The 15,667-nt window shown below is 68.7% G+C and carries 16 protein-coding genes; 11 read left to right on the forward strand and 5 right to left on the reverse strand.

The genetic code is table 11. From position 1 onward, the window contains the following. Positions 1-148 precede the first annotated feature (148 nt). The 9 genes from EV379_RS16695 (at position 149) to EV379_RS16735 (ending at position 6,727) form a co-directional block, all read left to right on the forward strand. Complete coding sequence (locus EV379_RS16695) at positions 149-1,336, forward strand: serine/threonine-protein kinase (protein WP_242616430.1); 1,188 nt, start codon at positions 149-151, stop codon at positions 1,334-1,336. Further along, positions 1,333-1,818 carry a hypothetical protein gene (locus tag EV379_RS16700; RefSeq protein WP_130507124.1) on the forward strand — a complete coding sequence of 162 codons (486 nt, stop codon included), beginning with the start codon at positions 1,333-1,335 and terminating at the stop codon, positions 1,816-1,818. The genes EV379_RS16695 and EV379_RS16700 overlap by 4 nt, the downstream gene beginning before the upstream one ends. An 89-nt stretch (positions 1,819-1,907) precedes the next feature. Next, positions 1,908-2,492: a DUF1349 domain-containing protein gene (locus EV379_RS16705; protein ID WP_130507125.1), complete on the forward strand. Its 585-nt coding sequence runs from the start codon at positions 1,908-1,910 to the stop codon at positions 2,490-2,492. A gap of 64 nt (positions 2,493-2,556) precedes the next feature. Next, the gene (locus tag EV379_RS16710) at positions 2,557-2,979 is read left to right on the forward strand and encodes a Fur family transcriptional regulator (protein WP_130507126.1); all 423 of its coding nucleotides are present in this window, start codon (positions 2,557-2,559) and stop codon (positions 2,977-2,979) included. 191 nt (positions 2,980-3,170) lie between these two features. Then, on the forward strand, positions 3,171-3,407 hold the full coding sequence (gene rpmB, locus EV379_RS16715) for a 50S ribosomal protein L28 (protein ID WP_055841436.1): 237 nt from the start codon (positions 3,171-3,173) through the stop codon (positions 3,405-3,407). Further along, the gene (gene rpmG, locus EV379_RS16720; RefSeq protein ID WP_011187086.1) at positions 3,407-3,574 is read left to right on the forward strand and encodes a 50S ribosomal protein L33; all 168 of its coding nucleotides are present in this window, start codon (positions 3,407-3,409) and stop codon (positions 3,572-3,574) included. Before rpmB ends, rpmG begins: the two co-directional genes overlap by 1 nt. 2 nt (positions 3,575-3,576) lie before the next feature. Beyond that, complete coding sequence (rpsN, locus tag EV379_RS16725) at positions 3,577-3,882, forward strand: 30S ribosomal protein S14 (protein WP_047408199.1); 306 nt, start codon at positions 3,577-3,579, stop codon at positions 3,880-3,882. Between the two features lie 339 nt (positions 3,883-4,221). Beyond that, a complete protein-coding gene (locus EV379_RS16730; protein ID WP_083362472.1) occupies positions 4,222-4,512 on the forward strand; it encodes an HU family DNA-binding protein in 291 nt (96 codons plus the stop codon). A 214-nt stretch (positions 4,513-4,726) separates the two neighbouring features. Next, positions 4,727-6,727 carry a bifunctional copper resistance protein CopD/cytochrome c oxidase assembly protein gene (locus tag EV379_RS16735; protein WP_130507127.1) on the forward strand — a complete coding sequence of 667 codons (2,001 nt, stop codon included), beginning with the start codon at positions 4,727-4,729 and terminating at the stop codon, positions 6,725-6,727. A gap of 133 nt (positions 6,728-6,860) precedes the next feature. On the opposite strand, the gene EV379_RS16740 is transcribed toward EV379_RS16735, so the two are convergent. Next, positions 6,861-7,763 carry a hypothetical protein gene (locus EV379_RS16740; protein ID WP_130507128.1) on the reverse strand — a complete coding sequence of 301 codons (903 nt, stop codon included), beginning with the start codon at positions 7,761-7,763 and terminating at the stop codon, positions 6,861-6,863. A 215-nt stretch (positions 7,764-7,978) separates the two neighbouring features. After that, entirely contained in the window at positions 7,979-9,244 is a 1,266-nt protein-coding gene (locus EV379_RS16745) for a hypothetical protein (protein WP_130507129.1), read from the reverse strand. Positions 9,245-9,378: 134 nt separating this feature from the next. Between EV379_RS16745 and EV379_RS16750 the strand changes: the two genes are divergently transcribed. Together EV379_RS16750 and EV379_RS16755 are read left to right on the forward strand one after the other, a co-directional pair. Then, positions 9,379-10,680, forward strand: a complete 1,302-nt coding sequence (locus EV379_RS16750) for an ATP-dependent DNA helicase (protein WP_130507130.1) — start codon at positions 9,379-9,381, stop codon at positions 10,678-10,680. 128 nt (positions 10,681-10,808) lie between these two features. Beyond that, a complete protein-coding gene (locus EV379_RS16755) occupies positions 10,809-12,101 on the forward strand; it encodes a serine hydrolase domain-containing protein (protein ID WP_165397395.1) in 1,293 nt (430 codons plus the stop codon). 191 nt (positions 12,102-12,292) lie between these two features. On the opposite strand, the gene EV379_RS16760 is transcribed toward EV379_RS16755, so the two are convergent. The 3 genes from EV379_RS16760 to EV379_RS16770 form a co-directional block, all read right to left on the reverse strand. After that, entirely contained in the window at positions 12,293-14,104 is a 1,812-nt protein-coding gene (locus EV379_RS16760; RefSeq protein ID WP_130507132.1) for a flotillin family protein, read from the reverse strand. Positions 14,105-14,217: 113 nt separating this feature from the next. Then, positions 14,218-15,318: a carboxylate-amine ligase gene (locus EV379_RS16765; RefSeq protein WP_130507133.1), complete on the reverse strand. Its 1,101-nt coding sequence runs from the start codon at positions 15,316-15,318 to the stop codon at positions 14,218-14,220. 88 nt (positions 15,319-15,406) lie between these two features. After that, entirely contained in the window at positions 15,407-15,667 is a 261-nt protein-coding gene (locus EV379_RS16770; RefSeq protein ID WP_130507134.1) for a DUF7218 family protein, read from the reverse strand.

Here is a 15,667-nt window from a genome sequence, read left to right on the forward strand (position 1 = left end):
CTGCGTGTGAAGCCCGGCGTGCAGAGCGCTCTGGGCCGTTCCGCCCGGCTGTGACACTGCCGCTCCCGATCGTCGGGCCCTCTCCCTCGTTGCCACCCAGTCGGGGGGTGCATCGGCTACGGTGGGGAGGTCGCGAAAGGAGCCGGCAGTGCAGCAGGGATCGACAGTCCCCCAGCTCGGAAGCGTGCTGGGCGGGCGCTACCGGGTCGACGCCCTCATCGGTGTCGGCGGCATGGCCTCGGTCTATCGGGCGTTCGACACCGAGCTGGGTCGCGAGGTCGCGCTCAAATTGTTCCGCCCGGATGCCGCGGATGCCGGCGAGTTCGCGCGCCAGCGCGGGGAGATCGAGCTGCTCGCCCGGCTCAACCATCCGGCGCTCGTCACGCTCTTCGATGCAGGCGTCGCGCAGCTCGCGGGAGCGGGCAGGGCCTACTTCGCGATGGAGCTCGTCGACGGCCCCGAACTGCGGGCCGCGTTCGAAGAGCGGACGCTGACCCCCGGCCAGCTCGCGCACCTCGCGTGTGACATTGCCGAGGCACTGCACTACATCCACGACCGGGGCATCGTGCATCGGGACATCAAACCGGCGAATGTGCTCGTCGCTCCCCCGCGACTGCCCGGCCTGCCTCCAAGCGGGAAGCTGACCGACTTCGGAATCGCACGGCTCATCGACAGCGCGCGGCTCACCTCCACGGGCACGCTGGTTGGCACGGCAAGCTACCTGAGCCCGGAGCAGGCGCTCGGCGAGACCGTTGCGGCTCCGAGCGACATCTACGCGCTCGGTCTGGTGCTCCTCGAGGGGATCAGCGGCGAACGCGCGTTCCCCGGCGGCGCCATCGAGTCGGCGTTGGCGCGTACCACGCGTGATCCCGAGATTCCGGCAGCCGTACCCGCGGAGTGGGCGCGGTTGCTCGGCGCGATGACCGGCCGCGCCCCCGGGGAGCGGCCCACCGCGGCCGAGGTCGCGACCACGCTGCGCTCGCTCGAGTCGCACCCGGATCCGAGCGCTACCACCGTCTTCGCATCCGCAGCAAACCCCGCGCCGGCCTCCGATGCAGCGCCGACGGAACTCTTGAGCGGGTCCACCAGCGTGATGCCGACGACCGAGGCCACCGGTGCCGTGGATGCGCCGCGGCACTCCTCCCGACGGCGGCTGCTCGTCGCATCCGGAGCCCTAATCCTGCTCAGCGCCCTGGTCGTGGCTGTCGTCGTGCTCGTGATGCGTCCCGCGATCACCGAGCCCAGCACGCCGAGCGCCCCTGCACTCGAGTATCCGGCGGTGCCCGGTCCGCTCGGTGAGCACCTGGGCGAGCTCCAGGATGCGGTGACGCCGTGACCGCGCCGACGCCCTGGGCCCGCACTCGCCGCCTGCTCGGCGTTGCGCTGTTCGGTGCCATGACGCTCCTGCCCCTCGCGGCGTGCACGTCGTCGTCGCCAGAGCTCGACGCTCCCGCGGCCACGCAATTGCAGTCGGCGGTTCTGCTCGTGACCGAGTCGTCGGCGGCCGGCGACTTCGCCGCGGCCTTGCAGCAGCTCGATGCGGTCGAGGCCGCGCTCCTCGACGCCTCCGTTGATGAGCAGTTGAGCGCCGCGCGCGCCGCTCGTATTCATGCGGCGATCATGCTGGTCCGGGCCGACCTCGAAGCGGCCATGGAGGGCGACGAGGCGACCCCGGCACCCGATGAGACGACTCCGACGCCCGATGAGACTTCGTCGCCCAGCCCGACTGCATCGACCGAGCCGACTTTCGACCCGAATTGCAACAGGGGTCAGGAGAAGAAGGGCGCGTGCAGCCGCGACGAGCCAGGCGAGGACTAGCGCCTTCGGTCCGGTGTGTGCCGTGCGGCAGCTCGCTAGGATTCGTGCAGCGCCGCTCGGCGCCGACGCACACAACGGAAGGTGGGCATGTGACCCTCGAGAGCTTGCACCAGTCCGGCGAGTGGACGACACCGCCCGTTGCGGCAGTGCTGGGCGACGGCGTGCTGCGCGTCACCGCGGCCCCCGAGAGCGACGCGTGGCGCCACACCGCCTACGGTTTCGTGCACGACACAGAGCACGCGCTGCTGGAGCCGTTCGGGGCGGAGGGCTCCGTCGAGGTGAGCTTCCGGCTCGACTACACCGAACAGTTCGACCAGGCTGGCGTGTTCATCGCGGCATCCGAGACCGAGTGGATCAAGGCGGGAGTCGAGATCTCCGACGGTGCGCCGCAGCTGGGCGCCGTCGTCACCCACGGCTTCTCCGACTGGTCTGTCGGGCCGGTGCCCGAGTGGGCAGGCCGCCTCATCACGGTGCGCGCCAGCCGGGCCGGCGACGGCATCGCGATCAGGGCCAAAGTCGATGACGAGCCGTTCCGGCTGGTGCGCCTCGCGTACTTCTCCCCCGATGCCGAACTCAGGGTCGGCCTGTTCTGCTGCGCGCCCATGCATGGCGATCTGACGGTCGAGTTCAGCCGCTACGAGCGCGGCGAGAAGGACGCCGCCCTGCACGACTGACCGCCGGCAGCCTCTGCGGGAGCGGGGCGGGGTACGCTGGATGTGAGAACGAGGTGATCAGGCCATGGTGGTGAAGCGCGAGGTCGTCAAGCGCAATACGTGGCAGCGTGAGGCTGTGCGCGAGGCGCTCGAGCTGACCGACGGTTTCATCAGCGCACAGGCGCTGCATGCCACGCTGCACGCGACCGGCTCCCCCATCGGCCTCGCCACCGTCTACCGTGCGCTCGCCGACCTGGCCGGCGAGGGCGACGCCGACAGCCTGCAGTCGCCGGAGGGTGAGAGCATCTATCGCGCGTGCAGCACAACGGGCCACCACCACCACCTGATCTGCCGCAACTGCGGGCTCACCGTCGAGATCGCGGCGGATGCCGTCGAGACCTGGGCGCAGTCGATGGCCGCTGAGCACGGTTTCACTCAGGCGGCCCATGTCGTCGACGTATTCGGCCTCTGCCCGAACTGCAGCGCGGCGGCATCCGCCCGCCCCTGACGGGCGGCACGCACGGTCTGCCTGCTCGGTTTGCGCGACACGCCCGAGCCACGTAGACTTTCCCCTTGGCCGGGTGAACCTAACACCCGGTTTCGCACGAACACTCCCCCACGACTTCACTGTGAGTGGGATGACGCGTGCCGACAAGGGATCTTGGGAAGGGCAATCGCCCTTCGGTATTGGAGGAAACCATGGCAGCAACCTGCCAGGTGACCGGAGCTGTTCCCGGCTTCGGACACAACATTTCGCACTCGCACCGTCGTACGAAGCGCCGCTTCGACCCGAACGTGCAGAAGAAGACCTACTACGTGCCGTCGCTTCGCCGCAACGTCACGCTGCAGCTGTCGGCCAAGGGCATCAAGGTCATTGACGCTCGCGGCATTGAGTCCGTCGTCAAGGACATCCTTGCTCGTGGGGAGAAGATCTAGTGGCAAAGCAGCAGGACGTTCGTCCGATCATCAAGCTTCGTTCGACCGCAGGCACGGGTTACACCTACGTCACGCGCAAGAACCGTCGCAACAACCCCGACCGCCTCGTGCTGAAGAAGTACGACCCTGTAGTGCGCAAGCACGTCGACTTCCGTGAGGAGCGCTAAAAATGGCTAAGAAGAGCAAGATTGCCCGCAACGAGCAGCGCAAGGTGATCGTTGAGCGTTACGCCGCTAAGCGCCTTGAGCTGAAGAAGGCCCTCGTCGACCCGAACGGAACCGACGAGTCCCGTGAGGCCGCACGCGTCGGCCTCCAGAAGCTTCCCCGCAACGCATCGCCGATCCGTGTTCGCTCGCGCGACGCGATCGACGGCCGCCCCCGTGGTGTGCTCACCAAGTTCGGTGTCAGCCGTGTTCGCTTCCGCGACATGGCTCACCGCGGCGAGCTGCCCGGTATCACCAAGTCCAGCTGGTAAGTAGCCATCAGGCTGACCGCTGGCTGGTAACAGCCTCGCTTGGATCATGCTCGTGTGATCAAGCACCGAGAGGGCGTCGACTTCGGTCGGCGCCCTCGTCGTTTTTCTCGGCGAATCCGCAGAAAATGGCCCGTGGATGCCGCAAAACACCGTTTTTGCTCCGCCACGGGCGAACACGCCGTGAAAATGTGGCGGTTTGCCCCCGAAATCCGCGTGAATCCGGGGATCTCTGTTACATTCGAGGCGGTCAACCGACCACGGGGAGCGACTCAGCCGAGCCGCACACCCCCAGATTCGATTAGCTGTTTATGACAGATAACGGTCCGAGGAGGACACTCAATGGCTGACAAGTCGCTTAACAAGACCGAGCTCGTTGCGAAGATCGCCGCTTCGACCAACCAGAGCCAGGCAACTGTTGACGCCGTTCTCGGCGGCCTGTTCGACGAGCTCGCCTCGGCCGTCAGCGCCGGCGTCAAGGTTTCGATCCCGGGCTGGCTCGCAGTCGAGCGCACCCACCGTGCAGCTCGCACCGGCCGCAACCCGCAGACCGGCGCCACCATCGAGATCGCCGCTGGCTACTCCGTCAAGGTCAGCGCCGGCAGCAAGCTGAAGGCTGCAGCCAAGGCGTAAGTCTCGACTACACGCGTTCGCAGGGGCTCCGCCGATTCGGCGGGGCCCCTGCGGCGTGATACGCCGGCATCATGCACGGCGCCAGCCCTCTCCCACAGCCTCGGCGACGTGGCGCGACCCCGCGAGCACCTCGCGATGCCCCTCGCGCGGGAAACGGCGCCGACAGCCCAGGTAGCCGGGCGGTCGCCCAGTGCGCAACGCGTAGGCTGGAGTAGTGCTTCGCCTGACCCGTGTCCTCGGCCCAGCCGCGCTTCTGTTGTTCGCCATCGCGGCGCTCGTGGCCGGCCTCACCTTCGGCGGCGGCGCCGCCCCACAGCTCCTGCAGGATCCGGGCGCCGTGGTGCGCTGGGGCCTCCCGGTCAGCAAGCTCTTCGTCAACCTCGGTGCGGCCGCCATGATCGGCGCACTCATCCTCAGCTGCTTCGCGCTGAGCCCCAAACAGCCGGAGTTCAACGCCGCGCTCGACGTGGCGGCGGCCGGCGCAGCCGTGTTCACCGTTGCGGCCGCGTTCACGGGATTCTTCACCTATCTCTCGGTCACGGGCGCAACCCTCTCGCTTGACGCCCAGTTCGGGGCATCGCTCAGCCAGTTCCTCACGCAGATCGAGCTCGGCCAGGCGTGGCTCATCACGACGCTCGTCGGTGCGGCCGTCACCGTGCTCTGCTTCGCCGTGCGCAACCACACCCTGCTCGTGTTCGTCACCGTACTCGCCGTCGCAGCGCTGATCCCCATGGCCCAGCAGGGCCACGCGGCCGGAACCGCCGGGCACAACGCCGCCGTCACGAGCCTCGGCCTGCACATCGCCGCCGCCGCCGCGTGGCTCGGCGGTCTCATCACGGTCGTGCTGTTGCGCGACAAGCTCGACCGCCGCCTGACCACGGTGCTCGCCCGTTACTCGACGGTGGCGCTGATCGCGTTCCTCGTGCTCACGATCTCGGGTGTTGCCACCTCGATCCTGCAGCTCGGCAGCTTCGAGAACCTGCTCAGCGACTACGGCGTCATCCTGCTGGCGAAGGTTGCGGCGCTCATCGTGCTCGGCTTCTTCGGCGTCATCCAGCGCACCTTCTTCATCGAGCGGATGCAGCGGGCCGGCGCCGCGGCATCCGCCACGGCAGCCAACGGGGTCCGCTGGTTCTGGGGCTTTGTCGTCGCCGAGCTCGCGTTCATGGGCATCGCCTCCGGGCTCGCCGTCGCGCTGGCGCGAACCCCGAAGCCGGTGACACCGGGCGCGGAGCTCACCACGACGCGCACCCCGGCCGAGCTGCTCAGCGGCGAGATGCTGCCGCCTGAACTCACCTTCTCGCGCTACTTCACCGAGTGGAACATCGACCTCATCTGGTTGCTGGCCTGCGCATTCGGCATCTTCTTCTACCTCGCGGGTGTCTGGCGGCTCACCAAGCGCGGTGACTCGTGGCCGATCTACCGCACGGTGCTCTGGATCGCGGGCATGATCGCCCTGTTCTACGTCAGCAGCGGGGGAGTGGCCGTCTACGGCAAGTTCCTCTTCAGCACGCACATGCTCGCCCACATGGCGCTCACCATGGCGATCCCGGTGCTGCTGGTGCCCGGAGCGCCCGTGACCCTCGCGATGCGCGCCATCCGCCCACGCAAGGACGGCAGCCGCGGCCCGCGCGAGTGGATCCTGCTCGCCGTGCATTCCCGTTTCGCCTCGATCATCGCCAACCCGATCGTCGCGGCCGTGCTCTTCGCCGGCTCGCTCTGGGTGTTCTACTTCAGCCCGCTGTTCAGCTGGGCGACGACCGACCACATCGGCCACCAGTGGATGACGGTGCACTTCCTCATCACCGGCTACCTCTTCGTGCAATCACTGATCGGCATCGACCCCGTCCCGTACCGCCTGCCGTACCCGTTCCGCCTGCTCCTGCTGCTCGGCACGATGGCGTTCCACGCCTTCTTCGGCCTGGCGATCATGACCGGGACCGGCCTGCTGCTGGCCGATTGGTACGGGGCCACCGGCCGCTCCTGGGGGCTCGATGCGCTCGCTGACCAGCAGATGGGCGGCGGCATCGCCTGGAGCGTCGGCGAGATTCCGACGCTGGCGCTGGCGATCACGGTGGCGATCCAGTGGAGCCGTTCCGACGCGAAAGAGACGAAGCGCAGCGACCGCAACGCCGACCGCACGCACGAGGCCGAGCTCAACGCGTACAACGAGAACCTCGCCCGCATCGCGGAACGCGACAACGCCGGCCGCTAGCCCCGGCCGGTCCCGCCCAGCCCCGCGAAATGGCGCAATCGGCCCCTTCGTGCGCCCTCAAGGGGCCGATTGCGCCACCTCGCGGCGCCTGCGTCGGAGCCTGGGTGGGGCACGGGCGGGCGGATGCCGGGGCTCACGCAGGGGGAATCCACCCGCGGGCGACGAGGGCACGGCGCACCGACTCGAGTGCGCTCTGCTGTCTGGCCGCCCGATGGGAACGGTTGAAGTGGATGATGCGCCAGCCGGCCTCGATCACGCGGTCGTCGCGGTCGACATCGTTGAAGTATTGCTGCTCGATTTCGCGATGATGCGCCCCGTCGTACTCGACGAGCACCTTGTAGCGGGGGTAGACCAGATCGCCGCGCGCAATGGGAAGCCCGTAGCTGTCGTACACCGTGATGTTGACCTCGGGTTCGGGCAGGCCACTACGGATGATCGCGAGGCGAAGCTCCGTCTCTTTGGGTGAGTCGGTTCCAGCACGAATCAGCGGCAGCGCCTCGGAGAGCGCGCGTGCGCCGCGTGCGCCGGCGTAACGCTCGGCGGCGTTCCGCAGCTCGCCGAGCGTCGCCAACGGGCGCTGGCGCCTCAGGATGCCGTCGCCCACGACGACGAGTTCGTCGACGGTGAGGTGGGCACCCATCTGGCACCAGGTATCGACGGCGGAGATCACGCGGAGGCCGTCCAGCATCTGCAGGGTCCCCGGAGCCTGCGCATGCTCGATCGAGAGCTGGTAGCCGCGCACCCCCGCGCCCCGCGGCGCCCTGTGCGGGGCGATGGCGCTCACATGCAGGCGCTGGTCATCGCGCAGTCGCTCGGGGACCGGGAGGCCGAAGAGGCGCACGGCGGTGAGGTGGCTGAAACCGCGGTGCGTCGGCATCCGCGTGGCGTAGGCCGTGCACAGCGTACGAACCGGATCGACCCGCGCAGGCTCGGAATCGGAGTCGGAGCGCGCGGAACGCACGCCGTGGAACGGGGATTCGAGGTCACTGCTGCGCAGGCGTTTGGCGCTCACACCCCGCACGGCGGCCTCACCCACGGCGAACGCCGTACCCAGCGCCTGGGGAAGTGGTTCGCGTCGATGCACTCCGTCAGCATGGCGCCTCGGCGCCATTCCCCGCAGAAGTTATCCACAACAGCCTCCGTGCGCGGCCGCTACCCGTCAGCGAGATGGCGCAATCTGCCCCTTCGCGCGCCCTCATGGGGCCGATCGCGCCATCTCGAGGCGCGGGGCGCAGGGCGCAGGGCGAGCGGCTAGTGCAGGATGATTTGGGGCTGACCGCTGGGGGAGAGGGTCACCGTGAGGGCCATGCTGAACGGCTCGTCCTGGTCGAGCGTGCTGACCTCGCCGTCGAAGAGTGACTGCACCTCGACCTGCACGTGCGCGACGGCCGGTGTCTGCGGCATCGCGAAGTTGCTGTCGGTCGCCGTGAGGGTGACGACGGGGTACTCGGTGATGGTCCAGACCGGCTCGCTTGTGACCCGGTCGTCGATGGTCACGCCGAACGGGCAGCCGGTCGGCATCAGAACCGTCTGGCTCGCGCACGTGTTGTCGAGCCAGCCGTTGAGGTCCTGCTGCACGTCATGCACGAACTCGTCCGTCGGCTGCACGTCGACGGTCGCCTCCGTGACGCCGCTCTGGGTGACCGGCACCGTCACAGGGGCGGCGGCCAGCAGTCTGGAGTCCTTGCTGAGCTCGTAGCTCGACGGGGAAAATGCCAGATAGGATGCCGAATTCGAGAACGTCGGCTCGGCGTCGGCCTCGTGGTGTGCGCGCGTGTCGAGGGTGAGTCCGTTCACCGTGAACTCCGCGTCGTGCAGCACGTTGACCGAGAGCACGGCGAGGGGGCTGCTGGCGAAGCGCCACTCGTCGAAGACGCCGAAATTCGTGCCTGTGCGCTCAACCTCGAACACGCTCTGCGCTTTCGTGCCGTCGAGCGTGTACTCGACGGTCACCTTCTGCACGCCGTCCTCGCCTCTGTCGACATCGGTCACCCTGGCGTCCTTGGGAGCGCGCATGACCGAGTCGCGCAGGAGCGTGTGGGGGAGTTTCGTGGGAAGCCCGGCCGCGGCCAGCTCCGTTGGCTTCGGCTCAACGCCTGGGAAGCTCAGCGCGGCCTCGGCGTCGGAACGGGAGAGGGCGCTCAGGTACTGCTTCACGAAGCCGGACGCGCTGTAGAGGTCGCGGTTGAGTGCGCCGATCCCGGCCGCCATGGCGAGGATCAACAGCAGGGCGAGGCCACCCCAGATCGCTGCGACGCGGAGGAGCGTCGACGGGGTCGCAGGCGGCTTCGGCTCCGGGGGAGCCCACATCACCGTTGCGCCGGTGTCGGTATCGATCGTGACCCCTGGCGGCAGCGGTGCGTCCAGTGCGGAGTGGGCGCCGTGGTGGCCGATGCCGAGCTCGCGGTCCGGAATCACGTTCACTGGAACGGTGATGCCGAAGGGGCTGGTGGCCGGCAGGGTCGTCGGAACGACAGGCGGCTCCTGCCCAGTCTCGTCCCCCGGCCCCGTACTCACCCGCCCAGTCTATTCAGGCCCCGCCTGAGCAGAGTCTGTGCCACGGCGCCGTGCGCAACTCGGCGAAATCTCGTGGCGAGCGGATACAGTTGAAAGCTGCATCCGCCCACCAACCCCTGCCAGAAAGGCGCGTCGTGTCGCTTGCGTTGTCGCCGGAACAGGCCGCCGTCTTTGAGGCGATCGAGGGCACGAAAGACCATGTCTTCGTCACCGGCCGCGCGGGTACGGGTAAGTCCACGCTGCTGAACCACCTCAACTGGAACACCGAGAAGCAGATCGCGATCGCCGCCCCGACCGGGGTCGCGGCCCTCAATGTCGGCGGGCAGACAATCCACTCGCTGTTCCGGCTGCCGATCGGCATCATCGCCGACCACGACATCGACCAAAACGATCAGACGAAGAAACTGCTCAACAGCATCGACACGCTCGTGATCGACGAGGTCAGCATGGTCAGCGCCGACCTGATGGATGCCATCGACCGCAGCCTCCGCCAGGCCAGGGTCAAGCCGTTCACCCCCTTCGGTGGCGTGCAGCTCGTGCTCTTCGGTGACCCGTACCAGCTGGCTCCCGTTCCCGGAGACCCGGAGGAACGCGCCTACTACGCCGATCACTACCGCTCCATGTGGTTCTTCGACGCGAAGGTCTGGCAGGAGGCCGGACTGCGCATCTTCGAGCTCACCGAGATCCACCGCCAGAACGACAGTGCGTTCAAGGGCATGCTGAATGCGGTGCGGCACGGCCGCGTCACGGCCGAGATCGCCGGTGCGCTCAACGGCATGGGCGCCCGCCGGCCGTTGCCGGAAGAGGGCGCCATCACCCTGGCCACCCGCAACGACGCCGTCAACCGCATCAATGCGAGCGCGCTGGCGCGGCTGCCCGGTGCCGCGCGCACGGCAGAGGCCGAGATCATGGGCGACTTCGGCGGCCGTGCCTACCCGGCCGACGCCAAGCTCGAGCTCAAGATCGGTGCGCAGGTGATGTTCCTCCGCAATGACAGCGCGATCGACGGCGGCCCGCGCTGGGTGAACGGCACGATCGGCACCGTGACGGAACTCAGCGACACCGTCGTCGTCGACATCGGCGGCGAGGAGCACGAGGTCGAGCCGGCGAGCTGGGAGAAGTTCAAATACAGCTACAACCCGCTCACCAAGAAGCTCGTCAAAGACGTGGTGGCCGAGTTCTCGCAGTTCCCGCTCCGCCTCGCCTGGGCCGTGACGATCCACAAATCGCAGGGCGCCAGCTACGAGCGGGCGATCGTCGACCTCGGCAGCCGGGTCTTCAGCCCGGGGCAGACGTACGTCGCGCTCAGCCGACTGACCAGCCTGGAGGGGCTCTACCTCACGCGCCCGCTCCGCCCCAGCGACATCATCGTCGACGAGAATGTGCGCCGATTCATGTCTGAGGCCGAGCGCGAACGGCCCGTCACCGCACGCTGAGTCCAGGCACTCCGCGCGCCGACCGCACCCCGTGCCGTAACGGTGCGATCTCGTTCTCGGCATGCTCTCAGGACGGGCGGTAGAATCCCCTCATACGGGGGATGTTTTTGCGCAACGAGGGGGCTCGATTGAACGCACAGAGTAAACGGGGCAGGCGGAGGCGGCTGTTCGCGGCCGGCGCCATGGTGCTGCTGACGGTGGGATTGGCGGCGTGTTCGGCGGATGTCGGAGCCGTCGTGCCCGAGCTGCCGAAACAACACGATGGGCCGCTGCCGCAGGCGATGACCGAGCAGCTCGACGCGGCGCTCGCCCAGGCGATCGCCTGGTCTGCGTCATCCGGGGCCATTGCCGGGGTGTGGGCCCCGTGGGGCGGCGAGTGGACCAGCGCCCAGGGCGTGAGCACCGTGGGAGGCTCGACCCCGCTCAGCAGGGACATGCACTTCCGCAGCGCTGCCGGTGACCGGCCAATGGTCTGCACGGTGATGCTCGAGTTGGCGGATGCCGGCACGCTCTCGGTGAGCGACCCGGTCGCGAAGTACCTGCCGGACCAGCCGGGGCTGGAGGGCATCACCCTCGGCCAGCTCTGCCAGGGCACGGCGGGCCTCGCCGACTACCGGGCGCAGTTCCAGGCGCAGTTTGTGAACAATCCGACGCGGGAATGGTCGGGCATCGAGCTGATCTCCGGCGGACTCGCCGCGGCCAGGACGGAGCCTGGCACCACCTGGCAGGATTCCGCGACGGCGATCGGCGTGCTCGGCCTGGCGCTGACGGCGGCGAGCGGCCAGAGCTGGTCTGAGCTGTACGACGACTACATCTTCACTCCGCTCGGCCTGAGCGAGACCAGTGTGCCAGTCGGCGACGATCTCACCATCGCGTCGCCGGCGCCCCACGGCTATGCAGCAGCGGTGAACGCGGATGGTTCCCGGGACTGCGCCGTGATGCACGATGAGACGAAGCTCTCACCCTCGCTCTCCGGCGTGACCGGCGGCGTCGTCTCGACTCTCGACGAGCTCAAGCACTGGTCGCAGGTGCTGGCGGAGGGGAGCCTGCTGAGCAAGCGATCGGCCGACGCCCAGCTGGCCACGATCTCGCTCGGCGGCGATTCCCCGACGTGGAAGGGTTACGGCCTCGGGGTGCAGACGCTCGGACCCCTTGTCGGTCATGACGGTGAGATCTCCGGGTTCCTGACCGCGGCGTACACCGATCCGCAGACCGGCTTCACCGTCGTGGTGATGCTCAACAACTCGACGGCAGGCAAGGGCTTCGCCCAGCAGCTGGCCATGCAGTTGGCCTCGATCGCCTCGAAGGCCCCGGCGGCCGGTGGGGCGAGCGCTCCGGTGCTCGAGCTGCCGTGGTCGGCGGAGCAGGCGACCGCCGCGCTGCAGGCCGCTGCGGTGTGCCAGCCGGCCCCGGCGGGCTAGCCACCGCAGGCATCCGTTCGGCGCGCGTCTCGCCAGGATCCGTTGAGAGCGGTCAAATGGCCGCTTTGTAACGATTCAAGTGACCATTTGGCCGCTCTCAATGGACTGGGCGGGCGAAGGACGGGGCCGGCGGGGACGCAAAGGGCGGCGCTCCCACGAGTGGGAACGCCGCCCTCGGCATGCCTGCTGGGCTACTTGGCGCGGCCGGCCTTGAACTTGGCGCTGACCCGGGTGAGGATCTGGCTGGCCAGCTCGGGGTCGATCCCGTGTTCAGCGGCAAAGGCGTCGAGGGTTGCACGGTTCGGTGCGGGCACGGCGCCTGTGGCCTGCACCTGCTGGGCCGCGGCGGTCTCGGCTGCGGCGATGGCCTGTGCCACCACCGGGTCGACGGGGCCGGATGCCGCGGCGGCGCGCTCGACCGGCGGCGCAACGGGTGCCACGGCCGGCGCAGCCGGGGCAACGGGAGAGGCAACGGGAGCGGCAACGGGAGCCGCAGCCGCAGGTGCCGCGACGACCTTCGGCGCCGCGACCAGCTCCGGCGCCGATGCGGCGCCGGCCGATGCGGCCTTCTTGCCCGCGCCGGAGCGCGAACCCGCTGAGCCAGAGTCTGTTCCGGCGCCCGCCCGGTCACGCCCGGCGACGGCGCCGCCGACAGCGCCGCCGGCCGCCCCGCCGACGACCGAGTTCAGCAGCTCGCGCACGCCGACGCCCATCGTGGACTTGAGCACGGAGTCGACCTCGCTGAAGCCGCTGGCCACATTCTTGGAGAGCTGCGATGCGCCGTCGGTCGAGATGACAGTGAGCTGATCGATGTTGCCCATCGGGGCGGCGATCTCGTGCGCGATCAGGGGCAGGGACTCGATCATGCGCAGCTGGATGAGGGCGTCGGACTGTTCGGCGACGGCCTGCGCCGACAGGCGCGTGGCCTCGGCCTCCGCCTTGCCTCTGGCGAGGATCGAGCCGGCCTCGGCCTCACCCTCGACCCGCACGGCCTCAGCGGCGGCGACACGGGAGTCGCGCGAGGAGTTGGCGGCGGCGACCGCGGCGGCGGCCTGTGCCTCTGCGGTCACGCGGATGCGGTAGCTCTCGGCATCCGCCACCGCGTTGACCTCGGACTCGAGCTCGGCCTTCTTCAGCTGGGCGCGCTTCTGTGCGGTGAGCTCCTGCTGCTCGATGATGTTCTGCTGCGCGGTGGCTTCGGCCAGCGGGCGGGCGGCCTCGGACTCGGCCGCGGCGCGGTCGGTGTCGAGCTTCAGCGCTGCGCGACGCAGGGCGAGCGTGGCCTCGGCCTCGGCAACGGCCTGCTCGGCGGCGATGGCGGCCTGGCGGGCCTCACGGGTCGATGCGGCCTCGGCCACCTCGGCCGCCGCGCGCACCTTGGCCTGCTCGGCGCGACCGATGTCGTTGATGTAGTTGTTGTCGTCGGTGATGCCCTTGATCTCGAAGGAGTCGACGTCGAGGCCCTGGTTCGCGAGCGATTCGCGGGCGGTCGAGAGCACCGTCGCACCGAGTTCGTCGCGACGCTGGATGATCGTCATCACGTCGGTGGCGCCGATCGATGCGCGCAGCGAACCGGAGAGCACCTCCTGTGCGAAGGAGTCGATGTTCTTGTCCTGGCCGAGGAAGCGCTGGGCGGCGGCCAGAATCGAGGCGTGCTCCTCGCCGACCTTGACGATGGCGACGGCGTCGACGGTGATCGTGACACCGTTGCGGTCCTGAGCGAGGGCCGTGACCTCGATCGCGCGGGAGCGCAGCTCGAGCTTGTGCACCTTCTGGAAGAACGGCGTGATGAATACGCCCTGGCCGACGACGATGCGCTGGCCGGATGTCTCGCGCGCCTGCCCGTCGACGACGGTGCGCTTCGAGCGCTTGCCCGTGATGATCAGGGCCTCGTCCGGCCCTGCGTTCTTGTAGAGCGTCTTGCTGTAGATCAGGGCGATGATCAAGACGATGACGACGGCGCCGATGATTGCGGGAATCGGGCCGAACCAGAAGTCGAACACAAGGGTCCTTTCGATGGGAGAGGGCCGCAGGGCGACGGTTGAGCATGCGCCCCCCAGCACGTTCCATCGAATCCTTGCAGCAATTGCCGCCGGGCGCGACCCGCGCGCGCCCGTCAGGCTGTCTGCTGTGCTTCGCTCTCCTGCGTCATCGAGAACAATGCAGCCAGACCCGGTTGTCCGCCGGTGCGGTGGGCTCTCCGTTGCCGTTCGGCCCCCGTCCCGTCCGCGAGCATGCGCTGCAGCTGCCGTTCGACCTCGTCGCGGTCGCCGCTCTCATCGAGGGCGTCTCCGATGAACGTCACGAGCCCGGCCACCGCCGCGCGCGCCGGCACGACGTCGCCGGAGAGAGCGTCGAACACCCCGTTCGACGTGCCGTCACGGGCGGAAAGCCAGAGCGCGGCATCGATCAACTCGCCGGGGTGGTCGGGAACGCTCACCGGTGGGCGCGCCGTGACCGTCGCCACGAGGGCCCGTGCGAGCGCGGCAAGCAGCACAGTGTCCTGCGCGCGCAACTGCGCGTCGAACACTCGGATCTCGATGGTCGGGTACCTCTCCGACAGGCGCGCCCCCCATGCGATCGTGGGCAGGTCCAGAATTGCCCCGCTCTTCACCAGGCGCTGTGTCCTGCTCGCGTAATCATCGGCATCACGGAAAAGCGGCGGGACGCCTGCGACACCCCAGCGCCGCAGCACCAGGCCCCGCCAGCTGCCGAAGCCGGTGTCTGCGCCCATCCAGAACGGCGAGTTCGCGCCGAGGGCGAGCAGCACAGGCAGCCACGGGCGCAACCCGTTGAGCGCGCGGATGCCGGCATCCCGATCGGCCACCTCGACGTGTACGTGAACCGCATTGATCTGGTGTTCGTTCACCATCGCGCGGATGTCGGACCGCACGCGCGCGTAGCGGGCGTCCGGTGTGAGCGGCGGATCGATACCGGTGTCGAATGGCATGCCGGTGCCAGCGGCAACCGCGTCGAATCGAGCGGAGAGCGAGCCGAGGGCCGAGCGAAACGCGCCGAGGTGGCTCAGTGCCTCGTCCAGCCGGGTGCAGATGGGGGAGGAGTACTCAATCTGGGAGGCGAGGAACTCGTGATGAACGAAGTCGCCGAGAACCGCATCCTGCGCGAGCAGTTCACGCAGACCCTCGGCGCGGGCGACCGGCGACAGTCGCCACGGGTCGAGCAGCATGAACTCTTCCTCGATGCCGAACCGGACCATGGCGGCCCCCTCTCAAAGCGAAGCTTTGCGCCGCGGTCTCGTCGCCGGCGATGTGTCCCTGTCAGTGTCTCCCCGAGGCGACCTGCCGTCAATGGCTGCGCAACATTGAGATGAGCTCGCTCTTTCGCCTCCCTGAGTAGTGGTGCAGGCCGAGTTCTTTCGCCCGCTTCCGCAATGCGGAAACCGTCCAATCCTCGTAGTCCCCGGACTGGCCGCCGCGGCGGCCGATGGTCGCCCGCCCCTCTGCGGCCGCCGCGTTCGAGATGCGGGCGGCCTTCTCCTTCGATGCGCCGTCGCGACGGAGCTCCTCGTAGAGCTCAGGGTCTTTCAGTCTCGGGTTTCCCGGCAT

The organism is Microterricola gilva, assembly GCF_004217495.1.
Lineage (GTDB): Bacteria > Actinomycetota > Actinomycetes > Actinomycetales > Microbacteriaceae > Microterricola > Microterricola gilva.